9 protein-coding genes are annotated in these 14457 nt (G+C 39.2%); 4 read left to right on the top strand and 5 right to left on the bottom strand.

What is annotated here, in order from left to right; translation table 11 throughout:
* Window positions 1-412 precede the first annotated feature (412 nt).
* Window positions 413-1396: a tRNA dihydrouridine(20/20a) synthase DusA gene (gene dusA / locus FNN08_RS14480; RefSeq protein WP_260679362.1), complete on the bottom strand. Its 984-nt coding sequence runs from the start codon at window positions 1394-1396 to the stop codon at window positions 413-415.
* Between the two features lie 165 nt (window positions 1397-1561).
* Here dusA and FNN08_RS14475 point away from each other — a divergent pair, with 165 nt between their 5' ends.
* The 4 genes from FNN08_RS14475 to FNN08_RS14460 all read left to right on the top strand — a co-directional run bounded on the left by FNN08_RS14475 (window position 1562) and on the right by FNN08_RS14460 (window position 5394).
* A complete protein-coding gene (locus tag FNN08_RS14475; RefSeq protein WP_143587039.1) occupies window positions 1562-2674 on the top strand; it encodes a tyrosine-type recombinase/integrase in 1113 nt (370 codons plus the stop codon).
* A 155-nt stretch (window positions 2675-2829) separates the two neighbouring features.
* On the top strand, window positions 2830-3969 hold the full coding sequence (locus FNN08_RS14470; protein WP_143587036.1) for a tyrosine-type recombinase/integrase: 1140 nt from the start codon (window positions 2830-2832) through the stop codon (window positions 3967-3969).
* Between the two features lie 698 nt (window positions 3970-4667).
* A complete protein-coding gene (locus tag FNN08_RS14465; protein ID WP_143587034.1) occupies window positions 4668-5036 on the top strand; it encodes a hypothetical protein in 369 nt (122 codons plus the stop codon).
* A 121-nt stretch (window positions 5037-5157) separates the two neighbouring features.
* A complete protein-coding gene (locus tag FNN08_RS14460; RefSeq protein ID WP_143587032.1) occupies window positions 5158-5394 on the top strand; it encodes a hypothetical protein in 237 nt (78 codons plus the stop codon).
* 308 nt (window positions 5395-5702) lie between these two features.
* On the opposite strand, the gene FNN08_RS14455 is transcribed toward FNN08_RS14460, so the two are convergent.
* The 4 genes from FNN08_RS14455 to FNN08_RS16555 form a co-directional block, all read right to left on the bottom strand.
* A complete protein-coding gene (locus FNN08_RS14455; RefSeq protein ID WP_143587030.1) occupies window positions 5703-7709 on the bottom strand; it encodes an AAA family ATPase in 2007 nt (668 codons plus the stop codon).
* A 132-nt stretch (window positions 7710-7841) separates the two neighbouring features.
* Window positions 7842-10832 carry a UvrD-helicase domain-containing protein gene (locus FNN08_RS14450; protein WP_143587028.1) on the bottom strand — a complete coding sequence of 997 codons (2991 nt, stop codon included), beginning with the start codon at window positions 10830-10832 and terminating at the stop codon, window positions 7842-7844.
* Between the two features lie 5 nt (window positions 10833-10837).
* Window positions 10838-11986, bottom strand: coding sequence for a 5-methylcytosine-specific restriction endonuclease system specificity protein McrC (mcrC, locus tag FNN08_RS14445; RefSeq protein WP_143587026.1), 1149 nt, complete (start codon window positions 11984-11986; stop codon window positions 10838-10840).
* The gene (locus tag FNN08_RS16555; RefSeq protein ID WP_185962684.1) at window positions 11986-14376 is read right to left on the bottom strand and encodes an AAA family ATPase; all 2391 of its coding nucleotides are present in this window, start codon (window positions 14374-14376) and stop codon (window positions 11986-11988) included. Before FNN08_RS16555 ends, mcrC begins: the two co-directional genes overlap by 1 nt.
* Between the last annotated feature and the right edge of the window lie 81 nt (window positions 14377-14457).

Raw genomic sequence — 14457 nt, 5'->3', positions numbered from 1 at the left:
CTTGTATTTTTAACATTTTTGCAACAACCAGATATTGGCTTTTTTAACCACTCGATTGGTTAATTTGACTAACAACAACTAAAATCAATTTAAAACGAGAAATTTTAGGCAAAAAAAATCAGCCTTATGGCTGATTTATAAAATTTAAATGGTGTGTGTACTATTCAACAAAGCTAATAATAACTGAGCTAGCCAATAGACATGTTACGGGTATTAAAAAGATAGATAACATAATAATTAAACTTGGCATAACATCTCCTAAATAGTTAATTTCAAGCAGGTGTGCCTAAAAATTGTTGTTCAATAGCCTATTAGTCGCAGTTAAGGTGAAAAAGGTTTAAAACTAATTAAAATTTTTTGCAAAAAAAAAGGAGTAACGAGTACTCCTTTAGCTGAAATCTATATAGATTAACTACTCTGGCATAGGACCTGTTAAAGCAAAAGCTTCTCTAAGTACCGCAGAGTTAGCTCCCTCACGGCCTGCATTTTCACTTAAGTACCTACGGTAGCGTCTTGCACCAGGTAAGCCGTTGGTTAAGCCCAACATATGGCGCACAACATGCCAAACACGGCCACCATTGGCTACATTCCTGTCAATATAGTCACACATAGCATCGATAACTTGTTCACGAGAAACAATCGCCTTATCTTCACCCCATATAAGTTGATCAGCTTGCGCGAGCATATACGGATTCTGATAAACCTCACGGCCAATCATTACTCCATCAATATGGTTTAAGTGCTCAAGACTCTCACTTAAGGTTTTAATACCGCCGTTAATCGAAATATCTAAATGCGGGAAGTCTTGCTTTATTTGATAAACTCGAGAGTAATCAAGCGGAGGGATCTCTCTATTTTGCTTAGGGCTTAAGCCACTTAACCAAGCTTTACGAGCATGAACAATAAAGTGTTCACAGCCAGCTTTACCAACAACATCAATAAAGTTATGCAAAAATTCATAGCTATCAAGATCATCAATACCGATCCTAGATTTAACCGTTACCGGCACATTAACCGCATTTTGCATAGTTTGTACACATTCAGCAACCAACTCAGGTTCAGCCATTAAACAAGCACCGAACCTACCGTTTTGTACTCTATCTGATGGACAGCCAACATTAATGTTAATCGCATCATAACCATGCTGTTCAGCTATTTTTGCACACTCAGTCAATGCTTTTGGATCACTACCACCAAGTTGTAAAACAACCGGATGCTCTTCATCGTTATATGAAAGGTAGTCACCTTTACCAAATAAAATAGCGCCAGTAGTTACCATTTCAGTATACATAACGGTATTACTAGATAACTGGCGTAAAAAATAACGGCAGTGTCTGTCAGTCCAATCAAGCATTGGTGCGACTGAGAGCTTCTCTGTAAAAATTTTATTATTCAATTTTGGCTACAAACCTTATAAACAAAGGGTTTTAACAACCTACCCTGTAAATCAACAAAACCCAAACTACTCACAAAAATATCAGTTTTCAGGCCCGAAATAGGCCTTTTTTAACTATCAGGCCCGAAATAGGCCTACCAAAACAGAGAGTATCGGAGCAAAATAATGGCGTATTTTACCATAAAAAAAGTTGTAAAGAACACTAAAGATAGAAAGACGACAACACGCTACCAAGTCACGGTCAGAGACAAACAAAATGGTAAGGTGCTTTTCAACAAAACTAAAACGTTTAATGTCAAGTCAGCAGCAACTAAGTGGGCAAAAGATCTCATACACGACATTGAACATGGTGTTGCCCAATCAGAAAACCCATTAAATCAGTTAACGTTTGGCGATTTGATTAGAAAATATATCGATAAGGTAAACCAATCGAATAAGCCTTTAGGTAGAACTGCAGAGTATTCATTACTACAAGTAAGTAAATACCGACTGTCGCAAACAAAACTATGTGAATTATCTTCGAGTCATATTATCGACTTTTGTTACGATCGTTTAAGCTCATCTAACAGGCCACAACCACAAACTGTTGCTATGGACATTTCTTTTATACGCACAGTTTTGTTTCATACCAAAAGTATGTTTGCAATAAACATTGACGACACACCTATTATAGAGTCCTACCCAACAATGAAACGCTTACAACTGATTGCGCGCTCAAACCAACGACAGCGCAGGCTAAAAGAGAACGAATATGAGTTCATTTTAGAAGCCTTGATCAAATACCAGTCGAAAAGTAGAACAAAAATCCCTTATGCCGACTTGTACGAGATGTCGATTTTAACCTGCCTTAGAGTCTCTGAGCTTTGCCAGCTTGAATGGAAAAATCTAATACCAGAACGATCCGTGATCCAAGTGATTGACAGAAAACATCCAACACAAAAGCAAGGAAACAATATGTTATTACCGCTACTCGGTAATGGGAGAGCATTGCAAATCATCGAAAAACAGCCAAAGAGTGGTAAGTACATTTTTCCTTATAACCCCAAAAGTGTGGCTACAGGCTTTAGAAGAGTGGTGAGGAATATTGGTATTGAAGAACTACGCTACCATGATCTGCGCAGAGAGGGCTGCAGCCGCTTAATAGAAAAAGGCTTCCCTCTCCCTCATGTCGCGGCCGTCAGTGGTCACAAAGATCTTAAAGTTTTGCACAACATTTACGTATCGATTAAACCTGAATCTCTCGTCGCACTTGAGCTGACTAAAAACGATCAAAAATAATAGCGTACAACAGTGTTTTATGTATCACGTAAAACACTGCCTCTCCTCCGACCTCTCCATCGTCTGAAAACGACGTTAACCCGACCCCTTCATAATAGACTAAAAAGCAAAAGTGCTAACAATAGGTGACTGGTTGAAAAAACAGGATAAAAGAAATGACACCAGTTACAAAACGAATAAAGCAATACATAGAGGCTTATCACGGGAAAAACGCAACTAGCTTTCGCGCAAGAACTCGAATTACTCAACATGGTAAAGTTGTTGAAGAACATTCAAAAACCTTTAGTTGTAAAAATGACGCCTATAAGTGGAATGTCACAATTAGGTTTAATTTTGATGAAGGATTGCCACTTGAACCAATTGTAGGTTGTTCTAAAACAGTACTACAGTTGTTCAACGCATATAAAAGTGCAAAAGGTGAATCCCTTAAAGAGTCAGAGACAACTTTAATCAATACAACGAGTAAGACGGCAATTGCTCAAGTCAAAGTGAAAGACCTTACACCTAACCATATTTATCAATTGGCGATCGAACTATCCCAAAAAAAAGGCAGAGGACCTGCGACTGTTGCTTGGTATTTATCAATACTTAGCAGTGTTTTAGACAGTGCCTATACGGTGACCAATATCAAAGCTTCGAATGCATGTGTCCTAGAGGCGAGAAAAACGCTAAGAAAAGATAAGCTAATTGATGTGTCATCTGTACGCGACCGCAAAGTAACAAAAGAGGAATACAAGAAGATCCTTAATAAATGCATCAAGTTCGAAAAGAGCCCTCGAGTTAAGATACCTTATTCTAAAATTTTGAAGTTTGCGATAAGCCAAGGCTCTCGTCGTGGACAAATTGGCCGCTTTCAGCAGGCGGATATTTTAGAAGACGGCAAGATAATCAAACTTACTCGACACCAAAACAGAAAAGACAATAAAGAAGGACGTGATTTATTGGCGGTGACTCCTGTGGCTAGAAGTTTAATAGAAAGCCTACCTATTACCACAGGTAAAATATTCCCATACAATATGAACTCCGTATCTTCTGGTTTTAGACGTATATTCAAAGCACTAAAAATCGATGACCTACAATTTCGTGACTTTCGCACAACCTTAATTACGGAGTTGGATGATAAAGGGTTTACTTGCGCAGAAATTTCTAAGGTAAGTGGACACTCAGAAAATAGCAGAGTAATGCGCAAACACTACATTCATAAGGATCTAAAAACCGTGGCTGATAAACTTGAAAAGCAATTTAATGCATCCGCGGCTAACGATGACTTTTTTGATGAGGAAGACGAGAAGTAGTTATAAATAGGAGAGTTCATCTCCTATTAAAACTTTTACTTGTAAACTCTTGGCTAGGCCATTATTTTAAACAACGTACCGCTAACTTGGCGGTACGTCTCACAACAAAAACGGCTCGATTAAGTATTGCCCACAACCTCTAAGTATATTCATTAATAACATTGTTCAGCAAGGACTCGCAGGAAGCACTTCTCACAATAGTAGTATGCGTCCAACTCATAACTGACAATCAGCAAGTTCTCGCTGAAACATCTGCATGTTATTAACCTCCTTGCGTCATCTACAAGCATTACTTAACACAATCTCTGCAAGTAGTTGCAGAAACATATTCAAGTCATCACATCTCCCTTATCGCAGAGTCACCGTCATACTGCGAGGAATAATAAGCAGAATAATACTCATCTGATTTTTGACAGTGCGCGCGGTTGAGTTACTTTGGAGAGATGAAAGATAAGTTAATAAAAATTTATAACCAACCCAAAGAGCATGACCTCATTAGGTTGCATACGGAGTGTTCTAGTTACTATAGGCGGTGTTATCACAGGTTGAAAGGCGGAGACTTTTTCTACCCAATGGGGATAAGCTGTGCCAACTACGAAAACGTAATATCGCAACTCCATACGATACTATATTATATCTCCCTAGATTTCATAGCATATCCGAAGCTACTTCTTGATATACACTTCAGAATGCGGTTCTTGCCGGTAAATATTTGGGATGTTGATTGGCAGCAGGTGCATTACATCGTGAGCTCTCCCCCTTTTAGTGATGAGTTCAAAGTCAGTCGCGTATCTCTCGTTGAAATTAAATACAGTAACAAGCGTAAACTAAGGCTTGCTCATTGTGACGACGGCAAGCAAGTAAACATGCAAGGATCAAATGAACTCTGTGTTTTTCACAAAGAGTATCAACCATCCAAGATAGAAGCCGCCATGCCAAGTAAATATATTCCCCCTGACTGGCAACTTACCTTTAGGCGGATAATGAAAGACAGCAGCTCTCCTAAGTTAGAACAACCAGGAACCGTGACTATGTTCCGCCCTACCCCAACTAAAAAGCCGCCATAATCCGGCGGCAAAACTTATTTCATCACCCTCAAAACCACCCCATAATACATCTCCTTTTGCCCCACACAGCAAATCAAAGTTATTACCTTAGCCCTATCCAATAATAAATGAGGTAGTAAAAATGAAACGAAATTATGACGAAGTTGAACAAGTGGCGTTTGCCATCCTTTTCACAACGGGAGCCATCACTCAAGAGCAGTTGCTTGAAGAGTTCGATGTTGAACACTCAACAATTCGAAGCTGGAAATCATTGATGATGAACAACGTAAGAAAAATCAGAGTGGCTGTGGTAAAGCAAAATAAGAAACGACAAACAGAGGAGGCTGCAATTATGTTGAGTGTAGAAGTAAAGAGTTAACCCCATATGTAGATTATGTATTCGATCTCTTTTAAAGCAAGCGTCTAGCTTGCTTTAATCTTTTAAGCTGCTTAGGGGGTAACAAGTCAATTTTATAGCCAGGCAAATAGTAATGCTAAAGTCATTGATTTTACTACCATAATCATAACTCCTCATAAAATAAATGGTCTATGTCTTACAAAAATTTTCAGTCGTTAATTCATATGGGGAATGTGTGGGAAATGTCTTTCGGTAAGAGAATGTCTTTCACTTAATAAAAAACGGCTTAAAAAATAAAGCCGCTCTATTATTGTATAAAGTTCAAAGTTTTATTTTAAAGCTTTGTTAATACTCAAGATCAGCTTACCCCAATAATTTAACTCGGTTTCCGTTAAAGCACTCGCATCATTACTTCTAGTCCAACGTATGTATGCTTTAGCTAATTTATATTTCGAAAATCCATCAATTTCACTAGTAAAGATACTTACAATGGAACGCTCCGGTTGAGCCAACACGGTTTTAGATACATCGACACCAAATTCATCATTCGCCACTTGGACTAAAGTATCTTTTAACAAGTCTTCAATTTCAGCTTTCGGTGTTGCGCAATAATCTTTGGTTCTCAAAATACTCTTATTGCCAAGAGTGTGTACTAAAGCTTCTTGTTGCGCAGCTTGATCTCCTGCGGCGTCTGAATCTAGCAATGCAGCAACCTTTAGCTTATGCGCATGCAAAATTGTGGCGTAATAGACAACTTTTCCAGCAGTGTTAGCAAAAACAAGCGCTATCTTGCTGTCAAGATTTGAAGAGGTAGATGCTCGGAGTAATTCAGCGGTTGCATCAATATACCAGTAGTCGGTTAACCCTTCTAAAATCAAATTTTTCTTTTGTGAAAATAAGCTACTAGCCAAATCATACCCTAGAGCCTCCTGCAGAGGTAATAGTCCAGCAGGGTCTTCTGATGAAAGAGTGGTGTGCACTTTAGTTCCTGTAGATCTATCTTTCATTTCTACGACTCTGACGATATCAAGTTCACCAGGGCCAACAAGGAAAGGCGAGTGCGTGGTAAATAGCGTTTGATTATTTGCGGCTAGCCTAGAAATAGTGTCCCTAAAGTCACGCTGTTTCAGAGCATGAAGACTCATACCTGGTTCATCTAATAGAAGAATTGCATTCTCGTGTTTATCCATTGTTTCAGAGAAAAACACTACGAAGAATGAAACTAACCATTGAAACCCCTCAGAACGTTGATCTAATTCAATTTCGACACCTAGATCATCTTCAACCACCACCTTAAGGTACTGACCATCGGCGATAACCTTTAATCGATCCGCTTCGGGTCTATTCGGGTTTGGCATCCAAACTGATTGAATCTCTCTAGTTAATTGAACGCTCGCTGCATTTAATTGGTAACTTCTGGAATCAAGCTTGTCTCTATACTCCTTAAGCCCTACATCATCATTCGCGTTTGGACTATTTGCACCTCCTAAGTCGGAGAGCTCTTTCGCTGTAAAACCTAATAACTTCAGTAAACATTGATTACCATAATCATAATAATCATCATCGAGGATGTCTTGCTCTATGCGTTGCGCTAAATGTGCTAAGTGAATAGTAGGTTTAACTTTAAAATAATTATTAAAAAGAATAAAAATAGGTGTCCTTTTATCCAAAATGGAAAGAACTTCATCATACTTTTTATTGAATTTTATCTTTTTAAGAAGCTCTGTATGTCGTTCATCTTCAGCTTTGTTGCTCTCATCAACAAATTCAAGATTTTCATTTAACCACTTTTCTAATAATGACTCAGCTTCATCATCAATTACTTTTGAGTCATCCCAAGTAGAACAAATGTTGTTAAGTGACGCAGTCGGTCGCTCTTCTTTATTTTCACCTTCAAATTGTTTATCCATATGTGATGACATACGTATCAATGTTTTTTTTAAGTCCTCGTATTTAAGACGTTCCGGGCCATTCAATAAAGAATGGTAAGCTTGGTTATTCAACTTACGCTTTAATTTATACTGGCAATTATGAAAATCTACTGGTATTAAGGCTTTGTCGTCGGCATCTAAGTCAAAGTACCCGGTTACGACAGTGACAGTCTCAGGTGTTGTTTTACCGGTGCTAATATCATTATATTTAGATCTTGGATAATCCCTTAGTGGCTCAAGATCATTTATATCTCTAGGCTTATTTAGATGCTGAAGCGCTTGTAAAATCACGGTTTTACCTGCCTCATTTGGGCCAACAAGAATTGTTTTCAAAGCTTCTACCTCAAACTCTCCCGTATCCAAAATGCTACGATAATTTTGTACCCTTGCTTTCGCCAATCTCATAATCCATGTCCTTTAATTGAGCTATATTTGTGATAAAGGTTTGAAAACTGGTTTTCAAAACACTTGTCTATTAGTAACTTACCTAACTATTGAGTGTTTTTGAAGCAATATATAGATTGAAGATTATCGTGATTAGACTTTGTTCATTATCATTTGTTTAGCAACCTCATATCGTTGTTCAAACTCAGCCACTTTTATATTCTCGCCACACGAATCGTCGGCTCCACGCCGGAAACGGTTGCAGCCATAGAAAGTTTCTCTATTCGGGTCATTCTCAAGTCTGGCAACCATGGTACCTATGCCACATCGTAAACAACCTAACTCGACTTCACCACAGCCCAGGCAATACCTAAACCCTTCGACATGTGTTTGCATTGGGGAGTTACAGTATTTACATGCATTCATAGTCTGCTCACACGCGGGAGCCAATGAGCACTTATAAAATGTTTTGTTGGCGCGAGTTTGCAATGGCTTTAGGGTACCTGACTTACAGCTTGGACAGTCCCATCTAGCGAACGAACCTGCCCGTAAGTTTTCAACGAGTTTACTACCATACTTTTTAATCTCGGTTAAGAACGGGCTCCCTTGATCGGAGTCAAAAAGTACATAAACAAAATGCTTTGCTCGCGTAAGTGCCACATAAAAAAGGCGTCGCTCTTCGGCATATAAGAAATTTTCTTTATTTGGCAAAACTAGGTCAATCAATTCATCGTTCTCTCTTGAGGATGGGAAGCTGCCTACCTCTACGCCAAGAACAACAACATAATCGGCTTCTAACCCTTTACTAGCATGAGCAGTGACATAATTCACATCAAGATTATCAAATGGGTGTTTATCAAAATCGATGCCATTAAGCATTATCATATTCTCTTGACGGAATCGCCCTATAATGAGCACCGATAATCGCTTACTTTTCTGCTCTGCGCTTCGGTTAAAGGTGTTCAACGTACGCTGTAATGCGTGCAAATATGCGTACTGCTTTTGTTCTTTAATACTCAGAATACTGTGGGAAGGCAAATCATTTTTTATATCAACTAAGCGTAACGCTGGTGTGTCGACTTCAGCATATGTGGTTATTGTTTTTTTAAGCTGACCAGGGTTAGCCATAACAAACTGGCTGCTCACATTGTGTATTTTGTTGTTAAAACGAAACGTTTTATCGAGAGGAACCGCAGTCGCTGGAGAGAAGCTTTTGCTGAACTCTGTGAATAGTGCAATATCAGCCCCATTAAAGCGATAGATAGATTGCCAGTCATCACCTACAGCAAATAACCTCATATTAGGCTTAGATGCCAATAAAGCCTTCAACAGCTTCGCGCGGCCACTGGAAATATCCTGGAATTCATCAACAAGAATATGACTGTAGCTATGAAAAAATTTACCTTGCTCAATGATATCCACCGCCAACGCGATCATATCGCTAAAATCAATAGTGTCTGTTTCTTCAAGGTGATCTTGATAACGATCCAATACAGGGGTAAAGATATTCAAGAACGCTTTGGTACGCTCAATATCACAAACTTCAGGACTTATATCGTTTAAAAGCGACTCAACGGTAAAGCCGCCTTCTTTATATAAGCCAAGAAAGCGTTGGAGTAACTCAATAAAACCTTGCCACTGCGTCTGGTTTTCTCGCTTTAATTTTTTAAAAATTTCATCTAATGGTGTTTTCGTTACTGCAACATTGTAATCAAGTAATACCTGTCGAATATTTCTATATAGGCTACCATCAGTCAATTGGTATGAATATAACTCGACCAAATTGGTACGTTTTGAACGGTGTAGCTCTCGCTTCCATTCCAAACCTTCAATATATTGTGCTTGGTTGACGAATGGAGCGGTTTCAAAGTTTTTATTCAGGCCGACGTATTCGATGTAAAGATCCGCTTCTGGTAAATAAAAGTCAGGTTGGTACTGCCTGCGCGCGACACTCTTGGTATTGTGCTTATAATTAGCTTCGTACTCATACTTCACACCGTTTAAGGCTAAGTAGTTGGCAACCCGTAACTCACCAACACTTTTTACCCATTCACCATTAAGCGTCACTAAACGGCAACTAGATAAAAATTCATGGTAATCGTCAATTGTTTCAAAATCTAACTGAGACTTTGCGGGGGTTCCTAAGCTGGAAAAATAATGAACAAGTAGAGCCTTGTATTGATCATCCTCTTCAGCCTTCTGTTCAATGCACTGATCTAAAAATTGAGTAAATTTAGCGCGCTGATCTGTAAATGGGGTAACTGTTTTTTTATAACTTATATGATTTGAGACAATTTCATTACCTAATGCATGAAATGTACTCGCCTGAAACTCTTCACCCACTGTCGGTATACGTTCTTTAATGCGTTCGTTCATTTCGGCCGCGGCTTTGTTACCAAATGCAAGCATTAACACATTTTCAGCCTTGGCTATTTTAGCTTCTACCAGAAAACCGGCTTTGCCAACCAAGGTGGCAGTTTTGCCCGTACCAGCGCCTGCGATTACCAAGTTATGATCGTCATTGGTTACACAAGCGATTCTTTGCTTATCGGTAAGAGGCATTTTTTCAACGGTGTCGAAAAAGACTGAATGTTTTTCTAATAAAATGGGGACTACCATTTGATTATGCAGCTCACGCCCAAGCTCACTCACATCTTGTTTTGATAAAGCTTGTGCCCTTTGAAATACTTGTTGCTGTAGTGGATTAGTAAGTTCTTCTGGCCGAATACCTAAACGGGAAAACTTAGTTACCAGTAGATGCAGATCAGCAATAGGTTGCCATTCAGAGCTAGATAAATAGACTTCTCTATTTTTGAGCATATCTAATGATTGCTCAAAGGCGTGCCAGCGATCACTTGTTGCGAGTAATGCTATTAAGTGTTGAATCGCCTGCTGAGTAAATTCATTTAAAGTGGTGCTACTGTAGCCTTTTAGCACTATGTGCGGTTGATCATCAATTGAAATAACTAGCTGGCTAGATAACCAACCTTCCTTCACTTCAATATGACTCACATCATTTAGTGATATTTGCGTCAATGTTCCATTTTTAGTGACAGATATTTGTGTACTATCAAGCTCAACAGATATCGTTTTACCGATTATCTTATTCCAGTATTTTGTTAAAGTTGAGACTTCAAGCAACATATAATCTATCCCTGAAAGTTACCTTCATGCGTATTGCCGTTTATGGTTGAGGCTGGATTTAACAATAACAACAATTGCTCACTAATACTTTCTGATGACTGAGTAAGGTCTACAGTACAAAAAAGAATATCATGACCTTGTATCGAAACTTGTTCGTTGTATTGTACGCCAACAGATGGGTGTAATAGCATGCCGGTCGCATTCAAAGAGAGCTGGTCGCTCTCAATCTCTTGAGATCTGAGGTAGGTATATAGTTGATAAATGTAGCCACTTTTGAAACTTTCGCCGCCATATTGGCGCTGCATTGTGATTGAGGTGTACTTAGTGTCTATTACTATGCGCTTTGCTAGCGCTTGATTTTCTAGCAAAATATCTAGTTTCATCGATGGCATCAGTGTCGATATTTGATCTGTAGCATCATCGATCTGCCAGTTTAGTTGTCTGCCCGGTTTAATTTTCCAGTCACTATCAAGCTTAATTGCATAGAAGCCAGCTACTGCCTTTTCAAATAATGCTCTTACCCAGTGTGCTTGCTTATCAGGTGTTGGGTATGCACTACTTCCATTAGATTCATTAATCAAAGCTAAGTTAAATGCAAGCTCTGCGGTAGTCAAAACTTTCTTGTCGCCAGACTCATGGCGACCAAATCTGTCGTTTTTAGGATGGTAGTTCACAGAGAATAAAGGTGACACTCCAAGTTGCAGCATTGCTTGGTGCAGTCTGCGGCAATTTAGCTTAAGTGATTTTTTTGACGCCAAGCTAGACATTTTGCTTAACGCAGCACAGATATACCTGTTGCGTGGTGTGTCTACTGATAGCTCTTCAAAAGTACAATTTACCTTGCCTTTGAGGAGTAACTGTTTTGAGTAAGTCTCTAGAGTATTAATTCGCCCGCGAACACGATTTAGTTCTCTGGTCGAATGTTTATAGCCGTATGTTAAGCTGCGCTGAAGCCTTTGTTCAACTTGTTTGCAAAGTACATCAGCAACTAAGTTTGCTACATCTTCATCAATCGATTCAGTTCCTGCATACTCATTAGCTAAGTAACGGAACTCCGACGCATAGAGCATTAACAGCCAAAGGTTTTGCACAGGAATACCTGCACTGTAGTTTGACTCATCCTCGATTGTTGATGATGTAGCTAGCTCACTCATTATAAATCTTTCAACAATGCCGCTTTTTCACTGAGTGCTTTTGCAGGGTCATCGTACCAATATTCCTCTAGTAGCGGGAATATCTCTGTTTCAACAACCTGAGTAAACCAGTTCATTGCATCTTTAATATCACTGTTAATAGCTGGAGTAACATAACTGTGCCCAACCTGAAATTGCACACCTAACCTGCTATCTGCAGCGATCTCATCATTAAGCTTATTTAATTTAGCTTCAATTTTATCTAGAGCAGAATATTCAATTTTAGCTTTTGTATGAACCCACTCTCGCCATGGTTTACCCAATGTAGGGCATAAGTTGATGAAGGCAAAACGCCTTCGTAAGGCAAGATCTACCAACGCCAGCGATCTATCGGCAACGTTCATGGTACCAATCACATAGAGGTTACCAGGAATATAAACAGGTTCATCACCTTCTTTACGATAACTCAGCTCTAGCGCTTCACTCGGTGTGCGTTTATCAGCTTCAAGCAACGTTAACATTTCACCAAAAATTTGCGCGGGATTGCCACGGTTAATCTCTTCAATAACCACAACATATTTTTGGCTAGGATTTTGTTGGGCGAGTTTTACAAACTCTAAAAAAGGACCGTCACAGAGTTCAAGCTTGCCTTCCCCTGTTGGGCGCCAACCTTTTATGAAGTCTTCATATGAAAGGTTTGGATGAAACTGAACAGCCTTAATATAAGCGGTTTGTTTCTGCCCTATTAATGCATACGCCAGTTTTTTGCCTAACCAAGTTTTGCCGGTGCCTGGTGGCCCCTGTAATATGATATTTTTCTTGTGTTTTAGACGTCCTAAGAAAGTGTCAAGAGTGGCTTGATTTAAAAAGCAGCCCTCTTCAATAATGTTAGAAATATCGTAGGGTTCTATTATTACTTCTTTAGTCGCTTCGTCAGTGTCTATTTCACCATCATCAAAGCCAAGCCATGAATATTCACCACTTTTAACGAACTCGATTTCGCCTTCGTCACGCAGTTTTTGCATACTGCTATCAATAGAAAACTCAGCCGAATTATTGTCGGGAAAGAGAGCCTTTAACTCATCAAGATAATTTTGCTGAAATTCAACTCGAGTAAAATCGGGTGATTCTTTGGCTAAGCATAAATCTTTAACGCGAGACAGAACGGCGCTCTTCCAAGTTAGCTTTTCGCCAATTTTCTTTAAGGTAGGCTTTTGCCATGCATTTAGCGACAACTCAGGAAATGAATGAACTGGGAAGGCATCTTCTGCGAAGCGCAATAATAGATTGTCTCGTATTAATAGGTAATCTTCTCCGCTACAACTTTTCTTAGGGCCATTAAATTGTGGTCGAATTGATAGTGACGATAAATATTCTTGTGACTGACTTTCTAGTGTTGGGTAGATCCATGGGCGTATCCAATACAAGCCCATGGTTAAGTTCCAACGTATTCCTTTCTGAGCAGCAACCTTGGTATAAAGTGAACAAAATAGATCTGCATCTGTTGAGTCAGATTCATCTGCAAATAGTTTGGCGACTTCAAAAAGCTCCCATAAGTTTTCAATATCATTATCGTCTCGCTCACCCCAACCCCAAAAGAAACATGATTTTTGATTGTTTAGAATAGGGATTGCCTCAAAAGAATCTGGCGCGCTTTCTTCAACATTTAAAAATAAGGCGATTTCCGTAGCAAGCTTTTGACGATTGTCGTCGGTCATACCTCGGTTGAATATACCCATAAAGGTGAATGGATCTATGTCGACTAATTCTTTGTCTTTCATATATGAAAGATCATATTTTTCAGCAAGTTGAAGTGTAAAATCAATGAGCGGTTTACGATCATTATGATATTGGCCAAGTGCGTTAGAAACTGCATGATAAAAGCCGGTCCATTTAAAGCGAATATCTTCTTCAGGCAAGTCACCAAAACGCTCTTTCCAGAAAGGGTGACTAGTGAAGCGCTTATAATCTTGGTCTTGGCCATTAAAGGTAAAGTCGATAAGAGCATCTTCTGCCCAATCACCGGGCTCTATTTTCCAAACGGTGTTACGACCGGTAAAGAAGTACCACTCTCTAGGCTTTTCGTAAGTTTCCTGCCAATCTACTTCTATTTGTTTTCCGTCTTTGTTGTTACCAGTAATAACACCGATAGCCTTTATCGCCATTACCGAAGCTACATTCCCTCGACTAGTAAAAGGTAAGTCCTTTTTACGTGTGTAGGTTGATTTAATCGCAATACGATCGCCAACTTTCATCCCTTTCACAACTTGAGTATATTTATGGTCGTAACCATTTTCCCAGATACCATCTTCGATAAATCGAGGTGTTTGATCTTGGTTATACCCCCAAGTTGAACCCACAAACCAATATCGATGTGGCTCTGCTTGGTTTTGTTGTTCTGTAATGGTCATTATGTTGGCCTTATCGTGTTATTTATTTGCATTGGTCGCTTTAGGTTTCGATGCTTTCTCCACCACAAACGCGATACTATA

This window comes from Thalassomonas sp. M1454 (assembly GCF_007097525.1).
Classification (GTDB): domain Bacteria; phylum Pseudomonadota; class Gammaproteobacteria; order Enterobacterales; family Alteromonadaceae; genus Thalassotalea_A.
Note: the sequence above shows the minus strand (reverse complement) of the source record. Positions and strands in the feature narration are given on the sequence as shown.

Coding starts and splice junctions, on each gene's coding strand:
- FNN08_RS14460 (WP_143587032.1), top strand. CDS start 5,158: ATGAAACGAAATTATGACGAAGTTGAACAAGTGGCGTTTGCCATCCTT.
- FNN08_RS14470 (WP_143587036.1), top strand. CDS start 2,830: ATGACACCAGTTACAAAACGAATAAAGCAATACATAGAGGCTTATCAC.
- FNN08_RS14450 (WP_143587028.1), bottom strand. CDS start 10,832: ATGTTGCTTGAAGTCTCAACTTTAACAAAATACTGGAATAAGATAATC.
- mcrC (WP_143587026.1), bottom strand. CDS start 11,986: ATGAGTGAGCTAGCTACATCATCAACAATCGAGGATGAGTCAAACTAC.
- FNN08_RS14475 (WP_143587039.1), top strand. CDS start 1,562: ATGGCGTATTTTACCATAAAAAAAGTTGTAAAGAACACTAAAGATAGA.
- FNN08_RS14455 (WP_143587030.1), bottom strand. CDS start 7,709: ATGAGATTGGCGAAAGCAAGGGTACAAAATTATCGTAGCATTTTGGAT.
- FNN08_RS16555 (WP_185962684.1), bottom strand. CDS start 14,376: ATGACCATTACAGAACAACAAAACCAAGCAGAGCCACATCGATATTGG.